We start from the raw sequence: 19,112 nt of genomic DNA on the forward strand, positions 1-19,112 counted from the left end.
CCCTTTTTCTTTCCTTAAAAGGTGAGAAAAATAGTTGGGATTATTTTTAATTAAACATTAATAATTTTTTATTCGGTATTATTATTTGATTCAAATAATAGTGTCTTTTTTAGTTTATGGTATTTTTATGAAAGAAACTCAAATATACCACAAGCACCTTGACCCGTTCCAACGCACATGGTTACAGCACCATACTTGCCTTTCATGTTACGTTTACTCATTTCATCAAAAAGTTGTACTGAAAGTTTTGCACCTGTACAACCCAAAGGATGCCCAAGGGCAATAGCGCCTCCATTAACATTTATTATGTCAGGATTTAAGTTTAACTCTCTTATAACAGCCAAAGATTGTGAAGCAAAAGCTTCGTTTAGCTCAATTAATTCTAAATCTTTTTGTTGTAATCCTGCTAATTTAAGCGCTTTAGGAATGGCTTTTACAGGGCCAATTCCCATAATGCGAGGCTCTACACCAGCAGCGGCATAGTTTACCATTCTAGCAATAGGCTCAAGGTTTAATTCTTTTACCATAGCTTCGCTCATAACCATTACAAATGCAGCACCATCACTCATTTGTGATGAGTTACCAGCAGTAACACTGCCTCCTTGCGCAAATACAGGACGTAGTTTTCCTAAAACTTCAATACTTGTACCTTTTCTTGGGCCTTCATCTTTATTTACGGTGTATTTTTTGGTAGCTTTTTTACCGTTTTCATCAATAAACGTTTGTTCAACTTCAATAGGTACAATTTGATCTTGAAATCTGTTTTCGGCTTGGGCTCTTAAAGCTTTCATGTGTGAGTTGTAAGCAAACTCATCTTGATCTTGTCTTGATACTTTAAACTGGTTTGCAACAGCCTCAGCAGTGTTGCCCATGCCCCAATAATAATCTTCATGGCCTGCCTTAACAACGTCATAATTAAGTTCTGGTTTAAAACCTGTCATGGGTACGGCACTCATGCTTTCAGCGCCACCAGCAATAATACAATCGGCCATTCCAGATTGTATTTTAGCTGTTGCAATGGCAATAGTTTCAACTCCAGAGGAGCAAAACCTGTTTACGGTTACACCCGGAACATCAACACTGTTTAATCCCATTAAAGAAATTAAACGTGCCATGTTTAAACCTTGTGAACCTTCGGGCATTGCGTTACCAACAATAACATCATCAATTCTTGATTTGTCTAACTGCGGAAGTTCATTCATCATATATTGAATGGTTTCGGCAGCAAGTTCATCGGTTCTTTTGAACCTAAACAGTCCTTTTGGTGCTTTACCTACGGCTGTTCTGTATGCTTTTACTATATATGCTGTTTTCATTTTTTAAAGTTTTAGTTTTTAGTATTAGTTTTTAGTGAAAATCTCATCATTTAAAACTTATCAACTAATAACTGGTATTTTTAATTGCGTAATGGTTTACCAGTTTTTAACATGTGCTGTATGCGTTCTAAGGTTTTACGTTCTGTACACAAGCTTAAAAAGGCTTCTCTTTCTAAATCTAGTAAGTATTGTTCAGTTACTAGCGTTGGTTCAGATAAATCACCACCGGCCATTACATAGGCTAATTTGTTAGCTATTTTTTGGTCGTGCTCACTAATGTAGTTGCTAGCCTCCATAGAGTCTGTTCCTACTAAAAACATACCTAAAGCTTGTTTACCAAGTACTTTTACATCTTTACGCTTAATAGGTTGTGTATAGCCTGCATTTGCCATTAATTTAGCGTGTGCCTTTGCTGTAGCAATTTGGCGGTCTTTATTAACAATAACTACATCTTTTCCTTTTTGGAGAATACCCAAATCAAAGGCTTCATATGCAGATGTTGATACTTTTGCCATACCAATGGTTAAGAAATACTCTTGTAGTACATTAAGTTGAACATCACCTTTACTAAATGAATCTGAGGCACGAAGCGCCATTTCCTTAGATCCAGCACCGCCAGGTATAACGCCCACACCAAATTCAACTAAGCCAATATAAGTTTCAGCTGCAGCTACTACTTTATCGGCATGAAGTGATAACTCACAACCACCACCAAGTGTCATGCCATGTGGTGCTGCAACTGTAGGAATAGATGAGTAACGCATACGCATCATGGTATCTTGGAAATATTTAATAGCTCCGTTTAATTCATCATATTCTTGCTCTACAGCCATCATGAAAATCATACCAATATTGGCACCTACTGAAAAATTAGCGCCTTGGTTTCCTATAACTAATCCTTCAAAATCTTTTTCGGCCAAATCAATGGCTTTATTTAATCCTGTTAAAACATCGCCTCCTATGGTATTCATTTTACTTTGGAATTCACAATTTAAAATTCCATCACCCAAATCTTCAATAACAACTCCAGAGTTTTTAAATACTTCGTTTGATTTTCGGATGTTATCTAAAATGATGAAAGCATCTTGCCCAGGTTTTTTTACCTGTTTTTTTGAAGGGATATCATAAAAGTAAGTAGCGCCGTTTTGTACGGTGTAAAATGATTTACTACCCGAAGCTAGCATGTCATTTACCCAAGCAGCAGGAGCTACACCTTCAGCTTTCATTATTTCTATACCTTTTTCAACGCCAATAGCATCCCAAATTTGAAAAGGGCCATGTTCCCAGCCAAAGCCAGCTTTCATGGCATCATCTATTTTATAAAATTCATCAGTAATTTCGGGCACTCTGTTTGATACATAAGCAAACATAGCTGCAAAGTTTTTTCTGTAAAACTCACCCGCTTTGTCTTTACCAGACACTAATATTTTGAACCTATCAATTACTTTTTCAATAGATTTTGTTAATTCTAACGTAGGAAATTGGGCGCGCTTTTTACTTCTGTATTCTAGTGTGTTGAGGTCTAGTGATAAAATTTCACTTTTACCATCATCATTTTTTACTTTTTTGTAAAAGCCTTGTCCTGTTTTACTACCTAACCATTTGTTATCCATCATGGTTGTAATAAAATTGGGTAGTTTGAAAAGCTCATGAGCTTCGTCATTAGGGCAATTTTCATAAATACCATTTGCAACATGTACAAGGGTATCTAAACCAACAACATCAACCGTTCTGAAGGTTGCAGATTTTGGCCTGCCTATTACTGGGCCTGTAAGTTTATCAACTTCTTCAATTGTTAAATCTAAAGCTTTTACTTGGTGAAATAACGATTGAATACCAAAAATACCAATACGGTTTCCTATAAAAGCCGGTGTATCTTTAGCAACTACTGATGTTTTACCTAAGTATTGTTCACCGTAATTATTTAAGAAATCTAGTACAGACTGATTGGTTTTAGGGCCAGGAATGATTTCAAACAGTTTTAAATATCTTGCTGGGTTAAAAAAGTGTGTACCACAGAAGTGTTTTTGAAAATCTTCGCTACGGCCTTCGCTCATAAATTTTATAGGAATGCCCGATGTGTTTGATGTAATTAAAGTGCCTGGTGTACGGTGCTTTTCAAGATTTTCAAATACCTTTTTCTTAATGTCTAAACGTTCAACAACTACTTCAATAATCCAATCTACATCTTTTACTTTAGCAATATCATCTTCTAAATTACCAGTAGTAATTCTGTTGGCAAATTTTTGATGATAAATAGGTGATGGTTTAGATTTTAAGGCTTTTGTTAATGCATCATTTACAAGCCTGTTTCTAACTATTTTATGCTCTAAAGTTAATCCTTTAGCTTTTTCAGCATCATTTAGTTCGCGTGGTACAATGTCTAGAAGTAGCACTTCAACACCAATATTGGCAAAATGGCATGCAATACCACTACCCATAATACCAGAACCAATTACTGCAATTTTTTTAATAATTCGTTTGCTCATTCTTGTTTAGTCTAATTACTTTTTAGTGTAAATTTTTTTGTTTGAAACCATATCTAAAATTAACTCTGCAACTTCATAAAAGTTGTTTAGTTTATCTTCAGCAATACTTTCTTTTATAGTATTGTTAAAAGTTAAAACGCGGTCTTTTGAATACGTTCTTTTTTCTTTGCCAAAGTCTGTTAGGTGAATTAAAACACCTCTGCCGTCATCAGGGTTTGGATGTCTTTCAATTAACCCTTTTTTTTCCATTGTTTTAAGTATTCTTGAGAGGCTTGTGGCTTCCATTCCCATTTTAGGTCCTAAAGCGGTTGATGGTGTGCCATTTTCTGGGTCTATACTTAACAATGTAAATCCTGTTGCCATTGTGCTATCAAACTTTGCGGCTTCTTCATTGTACATTTTTTGAACAGTTAGCCATGTTGTTCTTAGTACATAATCAATTGTTTTATCCCTCATGGTTAGTTCTTATATTTCAAATATATAAAAAAATACTATGCATGCATAGTATTTTTTTAAATTAATTTATAAAATGAAAAATGCCTTACAGTTTTGTAAAGCATTTAGTTGTGTGTTTTAATTGTTTGATTTAGTATTAATTAACAGTAAGTATGTGTTAGCTTCTGTAAATTTGTTCAATTAAATTGGAGTATTTTTCCTTAATGGCTTTACGTTTCATTTTCATGGTTGGGGTAAGTAAGCCATCATCAATAGTCCAAACATCAGGTGTAATTTCAAACTTTTTTATTTGTTCCCATTTGCCAAAGTTTTTGTTGGCTTCGTTAATTTCTTCTTGAATACGTTCTTTTAGTTGCGGGTTTTCAATTAAGTTTTGGTTTGAAATGTTGTGGCGGCGTGCCCATTCTTCAACAAATTCAAAATTTATTTGAATAAGTGCAGCAGGCATTTTTTCGCCTTCGCCAATAACCATTATTTGTTCTATGAAACGTGATTGTTTAAACTCATTTTCTAATAGGGCAGGTATTACATATTTACCGCCAGAGGTTTTAAACATATCTTTTTTACGGTCTGTTATTTTTAAGAAGTTGTCGTTACTTAACTCTCCAATGTCTCCGGTATGGAAATAACCGTTTGAAATAACTTGAGCTGTACGTTCTGGGTCTTTGTAGTAGCCCATCATAACGTTGTTGCCTTTTACAAGAATTTCACCATCATCGGCAATTTTAACTTCAACATTATCAATAACTCTTCCAACGGTGCCAATTTTTATTCCTTTATTAAAAGGGCAGTTTACAGATATTACAGGTGATGTTTCGGTAAGCCCGTAACCCTCAAGAATAGGCATTTCAGCAGCCGAAAAAATTCTAATTAATCTTGGTTGTAATGCGGCACTACCTGATACTAATGTACCAAGGTTGCCACCTAAGCCTTCTTTCCATTTGCTAAAAATAAGTTTTCTGGCAATTTTTAGTTTAAATTCGTACCACCACCCGTTGGCGCCGTAGGGTTCAAATTTTAAGCCTAAATTTACAGCCCAAAAAAACAGGGCTTTTTTTATGCCAGTTAGTTCTGTGCCTTTTGCAATAATTTTATCGTATACTTTTTCATAAAGTCTAGGAACGGCGGTCATTACATTAGGTTTAATTTCTTTTAAATTATCACTAATGGTTTCAATACTTTCGGCAAAGTAAATTTCAATACCGCAAAATTGATATAAATAAAGTATCATACGCTCAAAAACATGGCACACTGGTAAAAAGCTTAGTGCTTTGGCTTTACCGTTTTCCATGGGCACACGTGGTGAACTATCAATAACATTTGAAACTAAGTTTTTGTGAGATAGCATAACACCTTTTGGTGTGCCGGTAGTACCCGATGTGTAAATTAAAGTAGCTAAATCATCACTTTTAACATTGCTTTTTCTGGTCTCAATTTCGTTTTGGTTGCTATCATCTTCACCTAAATTTAATACATCTTTCCAGCTTTTTTCTCCAGCAATATCATCAAAGGTATAAACGGCCTTAAGTTTAGTATTTCCTTTTATAGGATTAAGCTTTTCTAATACAGTTTCATCTGATACAAAACAGTAAGTAGCTTCAGAGTGCGATAGTACGTACTGATAATCTTCTTTAGAAATGGTAGGGTAAATAGGTACATTTTGGGCGCCAATTTGTAATACAGCCATATCTAAAATATTCCACTCGGTTCTATTGGTGGTTGATATAACGGCAATTTTTTCATTGGGTTGTACACCTAACCTAAGCAAACCTCTACTTAATTTATTGTATTGGTTTATGTATTCTTGGGTAGATATACTTTCCCATTTACCGTTGTATTTTGAAGTGAATGCTTTTTCTAAATTGAATTTCTCAAGTTGGTAATGAGGAAAATCAAAAATTCTATTAATCTCTGTCATCTTTTTTCAATGTGGAGCACCAAAATATAAAAATAAATAAAAATTACAATAGCTCTGTTAATAATAATGTGTTAAAGTATGCGATTTTGTTTTGTTAAAATACAAACAAATTAGTTGTTTTTTTAGTAAAATGATAATTTAATAATGTGTTTTTTATGCATTACATTAATTAATGCATACATGACAAATGTCATCTAAATGCTTAATATTCAGTTATAAATTTGAACTTGTTAAATACTAGTTACTCATTTTAAAAAGAAATATTATGGAAGTTAAAGCATTTAGAGCGGGTGTTTGGAATGAAAAAATTGATGTTAGAAATTTTGTAATAAACAATATTACATCATATTACGGAGATGCCACTTTTTTAGTGGGGCCTACACAGCGCACAAAAAAACTTTGGGACATTTGTTTAGAAGCGGCCAAAGAAGAACGACAAAATAATGGTGTAAGAGCTGTTGATACAGAAACTATTTCTGGAGTAAATAATTTTGATGCAGGTTATATTGATAAAGAAAATGAAGTAATTGTTGGTTTGCAAACCGATATGCTTTTAAAACGTGCCATGAAACCTTTTGGAGGTTTTAAAGTAGTGCAAAAAGCTTTAAGTGAGCATGGTTTAGTAGCTAGTGATACGGTTTCAGAATTGTTTAGCAAATATGTAAAATCACATAATGATGGTGTTTTTGCTGCATATAATGCCGAAATTAGAAAATTTCGTTCAAACGGACTTTTAACGGGGCTGCCTGATAACTATGCACGTGGTAGAATTATTGGCGATTACCGCCGTGTAGCGCTTTATGGTATTAATGCTTTAATTGAAGCAAAAAAAGCCGATTTAAAAGCTATAACAGGCCCAATGACTGATGCCGTAATACGCTTGCGCGAAGAAGTATCAGACCAAATGAAGGCTTTAAAAGACATGATAGAAATGGGTAAAAAGTACAACCTTGATTTATCACGTCCGGCTGAAAACGCTCGTGAAGCTGTGCAATGGACCTACATGGGCTATTTAGCTGCAGTTAAAGAGCAAGATGGTGCAGCTATGTCTTTAGGTAATGTGTCTACATTTTTAGATATTTATATAGAAAATGATTTACAAGAAGGTGTAATTACTGAAAACGAAGCACAAGAATATATAGATCAGTTTGTTATGAAATTACGTATGGTGCGCCACTTACGTATGGCAGCCTACGATGAAATTTTTGCCGGAGATCCTACTTGGGTTACCGAAGCTATTGGAGGTATGTTTGAAGATGGCAGAACCAAGGTTACAAAAACATCATTCCGTTTTTTAAATACACTTTATAATTTAGGGCCTTCGCCAGAGCCAAATATTACCATTCTTTGGTCTAGTAATTTACCAGAAAACTTTAAAAAATTCTGTGCTAAAGTAGCTATTGACACATCGTCAATTCAATTTGAAAATGATGATATGATGCGCACTTTAAGAGGATCTGATGATTACGGTATTGCTTGCTGCGTATCATACCAAGCCTTAGGAAAACAAATTCAGTTTTTTGGTGCACGTACTAACTTAGCTAAAACATTATTATTAGCTATTAATGGCGGACGCTGTGAAAATACAGGTACGCAAATGGTTAAGGGTATAGAGCCTTGTAACTGTGAGTATTTAGATTTTAATAAAGTAATGGCTAATTTTAAAATAGCTATGAAAGAAGTAGCACGTGTATACAATGATTCTATGAATATTATTCACTACATGCACGATAAATACTACTACGAAAAAGCACAAATGGCTTTAATTGATACCAACCCAGATATTAATATTGCTTATGGTATTGCAGGTTTATCTATTGTAGCAGATTCTCTTTCTGCAATTAAATATGCAAAAGTAAAACCTATTAGAAATGAAGAGGGTTTAACAGTAGATTTTGAAATCGAAGGCGATTTTCCTAAATACGGAAATGATGATGATAGAGTAGATGTGTTTGCTCATGATGCTGTTAGAGATTTTAATAATGAGCTAAAACAATTGCCTGTTTATAAAAATGCAGCACCAACATTATCTGTGCTAACCATAACATCAAACGTAGTATATGGTAAAAAAACAGGCGCTACACCCGATGGTAGAGCTAAAGGTGTACCTTTTGCTCCTGGCGCTAACCCAATGCATGGGCGCGACTCTCATGGTGCGGTGGCATCTTTAAATTCCGTAGCTAAAATTGATTATGAAGATTCTCAAGATGGTATTTCAAATACCTTCTCAATAGTACCAAAATCATTAGGTGCTTCACAAGAAGATAGAATAGACAACTTAACCGCTATGTTAGATGGTTATTTTGAAAAAAATGCGCAACACTTAAATGTTAACGTGCTTAATAAAGAAACACTAATGGATGCTATGGAAAACCCTGAAGCGTATCCGCAATTAACAATACGTGTTTCAGGCTATGCTGTAAATTTTATAAGATTAACTAGAGAGCAGCAATTAGAAGTTATTACAAGATCGTTCCACGAGTCTATGTAGTTTTTAGAATTAGTCAAAAACAAGAACTTCCGAAGGCAAAAACACCCATCGGAAGTTCTCATAAAAGTACATGTTATCAAAACTTTAGAAAACACATTAAGAGTGCACTCTGTTGAGTCTTTTGGCACCCATGATGGTCCTGGTATACGTATGGTGGTGTTTTTACAAGGCTGTAAACTTAAATGTTTGTATTGCCACAACCCAGATACTATTGATACGCATGGTGGCACAGAAATACCTATTGAAAATTTGGTAAAACGAGCCATAAATATGAAGCCTTATTTTGGTAAAGAAGGTGGTGTTACCGTTTCAGGTGGTGAGCCTTTGTTACAATCAAAAGAGTTAATTCATTTTTTCCAGTGCTTAAAAGCAGAAGGAATTCATACTAATATTGATACTAACGGTAGGGTGTTAAACCATTTTACAGAACAGTTATTAGATGATTACGCAGATTTGGTAATGTTAGATATTAAGCACATGCATGAAGATGGTTACCAAATGATTACAGGGCAAAAAAATAACACAACAACTTTCAATTTTGCTAAGTATAGAGAGGCTTCAGGCAAGCCTATGTGGTTACGTTATGTATTAATTCCAGAGTTAACAAATACACCAGAGTTATTGCATGCCATGGGAAAGTACTTTAAAAACTATAAAACAATAGAGAAAATAGAGCTACAGCCATACCATAAATTAGGTGTACATAAATGGGAAAAACTAGAGTGGCAATATCAATTGCATGATGCTAGAGAGAATACAGAAGCCGAAATTGAAAGTGCTGTTAATATTTTACAACTTTATTTTAAAGAAGTAAAAGTGAATTAAAAAGTATGTAAAATGAAATCATACAAAGAACAACATAAACCCGCATCAGAATTTGAAACTAGGTCAGATTATTTAGACCATGAGCTGCAAATTATGAAACCTAAACGTTATAGGTTAAATCTGCCAGGTAGAGATTTTAGATTTGAGTTTGAAGATTTAGTACCCGCATTAGCTGGAACTTTAGGTATAATTGCCATGTACTCATCTGTTATGATGGCGTGGGCTAAAGGTTTAACCGAAGCTTGGGACCACGTAACTTTAGGTAAAGAATTTGCTATTGAAGTTTCAAGAGTAGAAATGCTTATTCCAGCTCTGTTATTTGTTGTATTAGCATCAGGTTTTATAAATCCAAGAGCTAATTTAGCTGGTAACCATGGGCCCATGATTCCTCTAATAGCAAGTATTGCTTTGGCAGGAGCACACCCTTTAGCATTAGCCATTTTAATAGGGATATTAGGGTTATTGCTAAGTATTTTTAAAGGAGGTTCACGTCTTGTTAATTTAACAAGTAAAGGAGTTGCTGGTGGGTTACTAATATTTTTAGGATTTACAGGAGCTTTAAGTCAAATACAAACCATGCAAACATGGGGTATGGGGCTAGAATCTTCAACTGTACAAGCGGGTTCTATGGGCTTTTTAGGGTTGGTAATTTTAGCGGTTACGGTAATACTCTACAGCTATTTAGCAAGAATTGATAAACGTTGGTTAGCTATACCTGCTTGTGCCATTACAGCATTAATAATTGCGTTAATTGGTGGTGCTAGTTTTGATTTGCAGTTTACCACACAAATGGGCTTGCCTAATCTTAATCCGGTACATTGGTGGGGTAGCACAGAAGAAGGTTGGATGCTTGGTTTACCTAATGCACAACATTTTATAGCGTCTTTACCATTTGCAATTTTGGCAGTGGCTATGTGGTCTCCAGATTTTTTAGGACATAGAATTTTTCAGGAAATGAATTACCCAAAAAAAACCGAAAAGGTTTTAATGGATGTAGATGATACCATGACCATGTGTTCTATACGCCAAATGGTAGGTACTGCTGTTGGTGGTGGTAACATAACATCATCATGGGGTACCTATATGATACCTGCTGCTATAGCTAAAAGACCAATTCCTGGTGGAGCCATTCTATTAGGGTTAATGGTTATGGCTGTGGCTGTATTAGGTAGCCCAATGGATGTAGCTGTATGGCCACCAGTAAGATGCATAGCTTTGTTAGTAGGTGTATTTTTACCTATGATAGAAGCTGGTGTGCAAATGGTAAAGCGTAGTGCCTGTGCGCAAGCAGCAGGTATTTGTGTGTTTACAGCTATGGTAACAAACCCTGTTTTAGCTTGGGCATTAGCTATGTTTTTAGATAATAACGGTTTAATAGGCGATAAGGATAGAGCTAAAAGTTTATCAATTGTAGATAAGTTAGTAATACCTTTAAGTATTTTAATTGTTTGTATTTCAGCAATTTTAACGGTAGGTATGTTAAAAGGTACCTATGGTATACAGGCTCTATTATAAAAATAAATAACTGAAGTTTGCTTAATTCAAACTTCTAAAACTTCCATTTTTTCTTTTTTTATTGAAAACCCCGAAGCTATAAGTTTAAAGCTCCGGGGTTTTTGTTTTTATTCTTTATTTTGAAATGAAATTATTATTGTTTTTCAATCCAAAGTCTAGCATTTACAAAAGCTTCTAACCAAGGTGAAACCTCGTCTTTACGTCCATTTGGGTAATTGGCCCAGTTCCATTGAAATGTTGAACGCTCAATATGCGGCATAGTTACTAAATGACGGCCTGTTTTATCAGTCATCATAGCGGTGTTAAAATCGGAGCCATTTGGGTTATGAGGGTATCCTTCGTAACCATATTTGGCAACAATATGGTATTTATCTTCAGTGTATGGTAAACTAAATTTGCCTTCTCCATGCGAAATCCAAACACCTAAAGTACTACCTGCTAAAGTAGATAGCATTACAGAATTATTCTCTTGTATTTTTACTGAAGTAAATGAACTTTCGTGTTTATGAGAATTATTATGTGTCATTTTACCATGTTGCTCATGGTCTGGGTTTATTAAATCTAATTCCATCCAAAGTTGACAACCATTACAAATACCAACAGAAAGCGTATCTTCTCTGTCAAAGAAGTTTTTTATTACTTCATTTGCTTTTTTGTTGTATTTAATGGCACCTGCCCAACCTTTTGCAGAACCCAAAACATCAGAGTTTGAGAAACCACCAACAGCACCTAAAAATTGAATATCTTCTAAAGTTTCACGCCCCGAAATTAAATCGGTCATGTGCACATCTTTTACATCAAAACCAGCTAAATACATAGCATTCGCCATTTCGCGTTCAGAGTTACTTCCTTTTTCACGAAGTATGGCTGCTTTTGGTCTAGGGTTGAGGTTGTTTATTTCAGGAAGTTTTCCTGTAAAATGCATTGGAAATTCAAACTGTAATGGTTGGTTTTTGTAATTATCAAAACGGTCTTTTGCTAAACCGTTTGCTGTTTGTTTTTTATCTAGTAAAAATGACGTTTTATACCACATATCGCGCAAACGCGAAATAGTCATAGTAAATACATCAGTACCATTAATAACGCTTAAAACATCAGCATCCGTTACGTTTCCTATATTGAAAAACTCAATATTAGCTTCAGCTAAAACTGTTTCAATAGACGCATCAGCAGCTTGAATAACTAGTCCTGCATTTTCAGCAAATAATAATTTAAACGAATCATTTTCAGCTAAAGCAGATAAATCTAATTCGGCACCTAAATTATTATCAGCAAAACATAATTCAAGAAGTGTTGTTATTAATCCTCCTGAGGCTACATCATGGCCTGCAACAATTTTTTCATCTAAAATTAATTGCTGAATAGTGTTAAAAACAGTTTTTACATAATCGGCACTTTTAACCGTTGGCGCTTCGTTACCAATTTTGTTTACTACTTGCGCAAATGAGCTACCACCTAATTTAAAGTTGTCTTGCGATAAGTTGATGTAATAAATAGCACCAGCATTTTTTTGTAACACAGGTTCAACTATTTTGGTAATATCTGTACAGTTTGCACCAGCAGAAATGATAACTGTTCCAGGAGAAATAACTTCTTCATTAGCATATTTTTGCTTCATGGATAGGGAATCTTTCCCTGTTGGAACATTCACACCTAAACCAATAGCAAATTCTGACACTGCTTGAACAGCTTCATACAAACGCGCATCTTCACCTTCGTTTTTACAAGGCCACATCCAGTTTGCAGAAAGTGATACATTTTTTAAACCGTCTTTTAAAGGAGCCCAAATAATGTTGGTTAAGGCTTCGGTGATAGAATTTCTACTGCCAGCAACCGGATCTATTAATCCAGAAATAGGCGAGTGCCCAATAGATGTAGCAATACCTTCTTTTCCTTTAAAATCTAAAGCCATGACGCCTACGTTGTTTAATGGTATTTGTAATGGGCCAACACATTGTTGTTTAGCTACTTTTCCACCAACGCATCGGTCTACTTTGTTTGTTAACCAATCTTTACAAGCTACGGCTTCCAATTGTAACAATTGGTCTAAATAATCGTAAAATTTATTTTTATTGTAAGCTACATTGGTATAGTTTCGTGTAACCGTATTATCTGTCATTATTGTTTTTGGAGAGCTACCAAACATATCTTCCATAGCTAAATCCATAGGTTTGTTGCCTTTGGTTTTAGACTCGAATGTAAATCTATGATCGCCGGTAACATTACCAACTGTGTACATTGGCGAACGTTCTCTATCGGCAATTTTTTGTAAGGTTTCCAAATGCTTTTCAGCAATTACAAGTCCCATACGCTCTTGTGACTCGTTACCAATAATTTCTTTATCAGAAAGTGTTGGGTCTCCAACTGGTAATTTGTCTAAATCTATATGTCCGCCAGTTTCTTCAACCAATTCGCTTAAACAGTTTAAATGACCGCCAGCACCATGATCATGAATAGAAACGATAAAGTTTTCATCACTTTCTACCATACCACGAACCGCATTTGCAGCACGTTTTTGCATTTCTGGATTAGAACGTTGTACGGCATTAAGCTCAATACCCGATTCAAACTCACCTGTGTCGGCACTGGAAACTGCTGCGCCGCCCATACCAATACGGTAGTTTTCACCACCAAGAATAACCACTTTGTCGTCTTTCTTAGGCGTATCTTTCAAGGCTTGGTCAGCTTTACCATAACCAATGCCACCTGCAAGCATAATCACTTTATCAAATCCAAGTTTGCGTGCTTCCTCTTCATGTTCAAACGTTAATACCGAACCTGTAATAAGTGGCTGCCCGAATTTGTTACCAAAATCTGAAGCACCATTACTGGCTTTAATTAAAATATCCATTGGGGTTTGGTATAGCCAATTACGCTCTTTAACTGCTTGTTCCCAAGGGCGATTTTCTTCTAAACGTGAGTAAGACGTCATGTAAACCGCAGTTCCGGCTAAAGGAATAGATCCTTTTCCGCCAGCTAAACGGTCGCGAATTTCACCACCCGAACCTGTTGCAGCACCGTTAAAAGGCTCAACCGTAGTAGGGAAGTTGTGCGTTTCGGCTTTTATTGAAATTACCGAATCAAAATCTTTGGTTGTGTAAAAATCTGGAATATCGGCACGTTTTGGTGCAAATTGTTCCACTTTTGGGCCTTTTATAAAAGCCACGTTATCTTTATATGCCGAAACAATATCATTAGGATTTGCTTCTGATGTTTTTCTAATTAATTTAAATAACGATGTTGGTTTTTCTTCACCGTCAATTACAAATGTTCCGTTAAATATTTTGTGACGACAGTGCTCACTGTTTACTTGCGAAAATCCAAAAACTTCAGAATCAGTTAATGGTCTGCCAATTTTTTTTGCAACACCTTCTAAATACGCCACTTCTTCATCACTTAATGATAAGCCTTCTTGTACATTATAAGCGGCAATATCGTCAATGTTTAAAATGGGTTCTGGTTCAATATTTATGGTGAATGACTCTTGGTTTAACCCTTTGAATTTTTCTGAAATCATCGGGTCATAGCCTTTAAAATCTTCAGTAACGGCAGTGAATTCTTCAATGCGAATAATGCCCTCAATACCCATGTTTTGGGTTATTTCAACAGCGTTTGTACTCCAAGGTGTTATCATGGCTGCACGTGGGCCAACAAAAAAAGCATCAATTGATGCTTGCTCTATTTTAGGCTGGTTGCCAAATAACCATGTTAATTTTGAAATAGTTTCTGGTGTAAATTCTTTTGTTGCTTGAACAGCAAAAACCTTACTGTTTTGGTTTCCGAAGAAATGAATCATTTGTAGTGTATTACGATTGCGTTTTAAAAAGGCAAAAATACATTTTTTTAGCTATTTGATGATGATTTTTTAAAGGAAACGGTAAAGTGATATTAACAGTTTTTTAACAAGCAATTTAAAGTTGATGCCTTAGCAAACAAAATACTTTTAAATTTACTATAATTTGAGCCCTAATTAGTACAAGGTTTTGTTATGGTTTGTTAGCTTTTGTTGTTATTTTTAAAAGCATTAATTTGGGATAGAGATGCTCCTGAAAAGTAAGCATTAGTAAAAAAAATACCACTTTTATAAGTGGCATTTTTTTGTAATTTGTTTAGTGCTTTTCTAGCAAAGCCATGTAAAAACCATCATAGCCAGATTTGTGTGCCAATACTTTTTTATCTTCAACAAAAGTGAAAGCTTTACCAGCTTCCGATTCTAAAAAGGCATTAATTTGATTTTCATTTTCCGAGGGTAATACAGAGCAAGTAGCATATACTAGTTTTCCGCCAGATTTAACCATTTTAGAGTATTGTTGTAAAATATCTTGTTGAATACTTCTAATTTGATCTAAAAATTGAGGTTCTAATTTCCATTTAGCATCTGGGTTTCTGCGTAAAACACCTAAACCAGAACAAGGCGCGTCAATTAGAACGCGGTCGGCTTTATTGTATAGTTTTTTAATAGGTTTTGTAGATTCAATAACCTTTAAGTCAATATTATGTACACCGTTACGTCTGGCTCTTACTTTTAATTTTTTTAGCTTACTTTCATAAATATCCATGGCAATAATTTGCCCTTTATTTTCCATTAAAGAAGCCATGTGTAATGTTTTGCCACCAGCACCAGCGCAGGTGTCAACTACTTTAATACCAGGTTTAACATCAAGCATTTCAGCTACTAATTGTGATGAAGCGTCTTGTACTTCAAATAATCCATCTTTAAAAGCATTGGTTACAAAAACGTTAGCACGCTCTTTAAGTTTTAAAGCTAATGGGTAGCCTTTAATAAATTCGGTTTCAATACCTTCATCAAACAATATATTTTGTAATTGCTCTTTGGTAGTTTTTAAAATATTGGTGCGTAAAATAACATCGGCTTGTTTATTTTGTATGGCAAGTTCTTTTGTCCAAGTATCTTCACCAAGTTCTTTAGAGCCAATTTCATCAATCCAATCAGGAATAGATTCTCTAAACTTTCTAATTTTAGATAATTCATCAAATTTACCTTTAATTTTTCGTGTTGGTGTATTTGTAAAATATTTCCAATCGGGTAATTTAATACCTTTTAGTGTTGCCCAAACAGCAAATAAACGCCAAAGGTTATCACGGTTAAAAGGTTCTTTAACTTCAGCAATTTCAGCATACAAGCGTTTCCATCTAACAATATCATAAGTGGTTTCGGCAACAAAAGCGCGGTCTCTGCTGCCCCAACGCTTATCTCTTTTTAGTAGCGTTTGTATAACCTTATCGGCATATTCATCTTCATTAAATATTTGGTGTAAGCCATCAATAACGGCAAAACATAAATTTCGGTGTAATCGCATTGTATATAAATAAGGCTGCAAAGTTACACTAATTGTAAACATTTAGCCAATGTTTTTAATATTTAGCATAATAAGTTATCTTTCAAAAAAAAATAATCAATGAAACATTTTTTTACCAGTTTAGTTTTGGTTTTAACCTTGGCCTCGTGTGTTAAAAAACAGACTGAAAACCCAATAGTTTTTAATAAGATTACTATTGAAACTATATTAAAAGATTCGTTGTTAAGTATAAGAGCTATTGATGTTTTAGATAAAAATAGCTTATCATTTGCGGCTAATAAAAATACCTATGGCTTGTATGATGCTAAAACTGGTAAATGGCTTATTTCAAAACTTAATTATGATAGTTTAAATTTAGAATTTAGAGCAGTAGCCAATAATAATGTTGATTTTTTTATGTTGAGTGTTGCAAATCCGGCATTGTTGTTTAAAACTGGAAATTCTGGTAAAATGGAATTGGTTTATAAAGAAATGCATGAACAAGTGTTTTATGATGCCATGGCGTTTTGGAATAAAAATGAAGGTATTGCTATTGGCGACCAAATTGATGGTTGTTTAAGTATAATTATTACCAGAGATGGCGGTACTACTTGGCATAAAATAGCTTGTGAAAATTTACCCGAAGCTTTAAAAAACGAAGGCGCTTTTGCTGCTAGTAATACCAATATTGCTATTGTTGAAAATAAAACTTGGGTAGCAACCACTACCGGACGTGTGTATTTTTCACCCGATAAAGGAAATACATGGCGTGTTTTTAATACACCAATTGTAAAAGCCAAAGATACTGAAGGTATTTACTCTATTAATTTTTATGATGAATTACAAGGTTTTGCTATTGGTGGAGATTATACAAAACCTAATGATAGTTCAGCTAATAAAATACGAACTATTGATGGCGGAAAAATTTGGGAATTAGTAGCTCAAAATCAAAGTCCGGGTTACAGAAGTTGTGTGCAATATGTGCCCAATAGTAATGCAAGGGCATTAGTTGCAGTAGGTTTTAAAGGTATTGATTTTAGTAATGATGGCGGAACTACCTGGAAACATTTAAGTGATGAAGGATTTTATACCATTAGGTTTTTAAATGATACTGTTGCATACGCTGCTGGTAATGGCAGAATTTGCAGGCTTAGGTTTGTTGAATAAAAAAAAAGAGACGCTTGTTGTTAAACGTCTCTTTTTTTGTTTAGCGTTCTCCGCCTCTATGTTTTCTGTAGCGGTCTAGCATTTTTCGTTTAAAATCTTCTTCGGCCACTTTAAGTTTTATAACTTTTTTAGGTGGTAAAATAGTTTTTATTTTTTCAGAAAAATTTATTCTAAGTGCGCATAACCTAGACTCAATACTTTCTATTTTAGTCATAAGGTCTAAAGCTTTTTCATTGGTAAGCGTGCTTACATTATCCTTTATTTCTTGCCTAAGCGTGCGCATTTCGTGGTATTTAATGGTAGCACTTTTTTTGTCGAACTCATTATACACAGGCCAGAATTTTTGTGCTTCTTTTTTAGTTAAATCTAACTGCTCTGTAATAAACGCTACTTTTAATGATTGTATTTTTTCGCGGTTATGTTGTGCGTTTATTGTTAGCGTTATTAAACAAATTAATAGGGTTATTATGTGTTTTTTCATAGTAGCTTTTTTAATATAAATCTTCAACATTTAAATTATTTAAAATGTAATCTTCAACAGCATCTTCTTCAATAGTGTTATATTCTATAAAATGCGTTTCGCTTAAATCGGTTTCATCTAATAAAGCGGCTATTTCGTAAGAGCTTATATCTTCTTCAATAATATAGTTTTCAACAGTTTTATAATCTAAATCAGTGGTTTCAGTAGTTTTAATATTTAAAGTGAACAATAAAACAATGGTAGCAGCTATGGCAGATATGTATACCAATTGTTTTTTGGTAAACAAATTAATAACTTTTGTTTGTTTTTTTGAAGCTGAAACTTTGTTAATTATTTCATGTTCTAGCTTATTAAAATAATCATTAGGTGTTTTAAACCCTGTGTTTTCTACTTGCGCTTTAAGTTTGATGTTGTTAATTAAGTTATCATCAAAATTATTGAAGTAGTTTTTAGGTGTTTTAAAACCGGAGTTAATAGTATGTAATTTATCTTTTTTCATCTTAATACTAAGACTGTTATTTTTTTTAAAGGTTTAATTGTTAGTTAAATAGCTTTCTATTTTTTTTACGGCTATGTGGTATGATGCTTTTAGGGCACCTTCACTAGTTTCTAAAATTTCGGCTATTTCTTTATATTTTAAATCTTGAAAATATTTCATATTAAACACCATTTGTTGTTTTTCTGGCAATGTAGCAATAGCGTTTTGTAATTTTAATTGAATACTATCACCTTCAAAATACACGTCGGATGTTAAATTATTTATAGCTAATTGCTGAATTTCTTCGCTAGTAATTTGATGTTGTTTTGCTTTTTTGTTTAGCAAAGTTATAGATTCATTGGTTGCTATTCTATACATCCAAGAGTATAGTTTGCTGTCTCCTTTAAAATTATGTATGTTTTTATAAATTTTTATAAAGGTGTTTTGTAGTGCATCATCTGCATCATCATGTAGCTTTACAATGTTTCTAATGTGCCAATATAACCGCTCTTTATAAAGCGTTACCAGTGCTTTAAAGGCTTGTTCTTTGTGTGTGTTAGATTTTAGTTGTTGTATTAATTCTTCTTCGTTTATCACCAGCAAAGTTTAGTTATAAGACTATATAAATTTAAAAAAGTTTAATGGGTTAATACTAAATTTTCAATAAAAAGTTAAG

The 19,112-nt window shown here is 34.2% G+C and carries 13 protein-coding genes; 4 read left to right on the top strand and 9 right to left on the bottom strand.

Going from position 1 to position 19,112, the window contains the following annotated elements; translation table 11 throughout:
• Positions 1 to 125: 125 nt before the first annotated feature.
• The 4 genes from FUA26_RS11165 to FUA26_RS11180 all read right to left on the bottom strand — a co-directional run bounded on the left by FUA26_RS11165 (position 126) and on the right by FUA26_RS11180 (position 6,179).
• Positions 126 to 1,316, bottom strand: coding sequence for an acetyl-CoA C-acyltransferase (locus FUA26_RS11165; RefSeq protein WP_147135872.1), 1,191 nt, complete (start codon positions 1,314 to 1,316; stop codon positions 126 to 128).
• Positions 1,317 to 1,396: 80 nt separating this feature from the next.
• Entirely contained in the window at positions 1,397 to 3,805 is a 2,409-nt protein-coding gene (locus FUA26_RS11170) for a 3-hydroxyacyl-CoA dehydrogenase/enoyl-CoA hydratase family protein (protein WP_147135875.1), read from the bottom strand.
• A gap of 15 nt (positions 3,806 to 3,820) precedes the next feature.
• Entirely contained in the window at positions 3,821 to 4,261 is a 441-nt protein-coding gene (locus FUA26_RS11175) for a MarR family winged helix-turn-helix transcriptional regulator (RefSeq protein ID WP_147135877.1), read from the bottom strand.
• A 157-nt stretch (positions 4,262 to 4,418) separates the two neighbouring features.
• The gene (locus tag FUA26_RS11180) at positions 4,419 to 6,179 is read right to left on the bottom strand and encodes an AMP-dependent synthetase/ligase (protein ID WP_147135880.1); all 1,761 of its coding nucleotides are present in this window, start codon (positions 6,177 to 6,179) and stop codon (positions 4,419 to 4,421) included.
• A 265-nt stretch (positions 6,180 to 6,444) separates the two neighbouring features.
• Here FUA26_RS11180 and pflB point away from each other — a divergent pair, with 265 nt between their 5' ends.
• From pflB to FUA26_RS11195, 3 genes are all read left to right on the top strand, one after another.
• Positions 6,445 to 8,670: a formate C-acetyltransferase gene (gene pflB / locus FUA26_RS11185; RefSeq protein WP_147135883.1), complete on the top strand. Its 2,226-nt coding sequence runs from the start codon at positions 6,445 to 6,447 to the stop codon at positions 8,668 to 8,670.
• 102 nt (positions 8,671 to 8,772) lie between these two features.
• Entirely contained in the window at positions 8,773 to 9,495 is a 723-nt protein-coding gene (gene pflA, locus FUA26_RS11190; protein ID WP_246109127.1) for a pyruvate formate-lyase-activating protein, read from the top strand.
• Positions 9,496 to 9,507: 12 nt separating this feature from the next.
• On the top strand, positions 9,508 to 11,010 hold the full coding sequence (locus FUA26_RS11195; RefSeq protein WP_147135888.1) for a DUF3360 family protein: 1,503 nt from the start codon (positions 9,508 to 9,510) through the stop codon (positions 11,008 to 11,010).
• A 133-nt stretch (positions 11,011 to 11,143) separates the two neighbouring features.
• On the opposite strand, the gene purL is transcribed toward FUA26_RS11195, so the two are convergent.
• On the bottom strand, positions 11,144 to 14,806 hold the full coding sequence (purL, locus tag FUA26_RS11200) for a phosphoribosylformylglycinamidine synthase (protein WP_147135891.1): 3,663 nt from the start codon (positions 14,804 to 14,806) through the stop codon (positions 11,144 to 11,146).
• A 313-nt stretch (positions 14,807 to 15,119) separates the two neighbouring features.
• On the bottom strand, positions 15,120 to 16,331 hold the full coding sequence (locus FUA26_RS11205) for an RsmB/NOP family class I SAM-dependent RNA methyltransferase (RefSeq protein ID WP_147136329.1): 1,212 nt from the start codon (positions 16,329 to 16,331) through the stop codon (positions 15,120 to 15,122).
• A gap of 99 nt (positions 16,332 to 16,430) precedes the next feature.
• Between FUA26_RS11205 and FUA26_RS11210 the strand changes: the two genes are divergently transcribed.
• On the top strand, positions 16,431 to 17,477 hold the full coding sequence (locus FUA26_RS11210) for a WD40/YVTN/BNR-like repeat-containing protein (RefSeq protein ID WP_147135894.1): 1,047 nt from the start codon (positions 16,431 to 16,433) through the stop codon (positions 17,475 to 17,477).
• A gap of 40 nt (positions 17,478 to 17,517) precedes the next feature.
• Here FUA26_RS11210 and FUA26_RS11215 read toward each other — a convergent pair whose 3' ends face one another.
• Genes FUA26_RS11215 through FUA26_RS11225 form a run of 3 tightly spaced genes read right to left on the bottom strand, consistent with a single transcriptional unit; the run spans position 17,518 to position 19,033 of the window.
• Positions 17,518 to 17,958 carry a sensor of ECF-type sigma factor gene (locus FUA26_RS11215; protein ID WP_147135895.1) on the bottom strand — a complete coding sequence of 147 codons (441 nt, stop codon included), beginning with the start codon at positions 17,956 to 17,958 and terminating at the stop codon, positions 17,518 to 17,520.
• A gap of 10 nt (positions 17,959 to 17,968) precedes the next feature.
• Positions 17,969 to 18,457: a hypothetical protein gene (locus FUA26_RS11220; RefSeq protein ID WP_147135898.1), complete on the bottom strand. Its 489-nt coding sequence runs from the start codon at positions 18,455 to 18,457 to the stop codon at positions 17,969 to 17,971.
• A gap of 33 nt (positions 18,458 to 18,490) precedes the next feature.
• A complete protein-coding gene (locus tag FUA26_RS11225) occupies positions 18,491 to 19,033 on the bottom strand; it encodes an RNA polymerase sigma factor (RefSeq protein WP_147135901.1) in 543 nt (180 codons plus the stop codon).
• Positions 19,034 to 19,112 lie beyond the last annotated feature (79 nt).

The organism is Seonamhaeicola algicola (assembly GCF_007997385.1).
GTDB classification, from domain to species: domain Bacteria; phylum Bacteroidota; class Bacteroidia; order Flavobacteriales; family Flavobacteriaceae; genus Seonamhaeicola; species Seonamhaeicola algicola.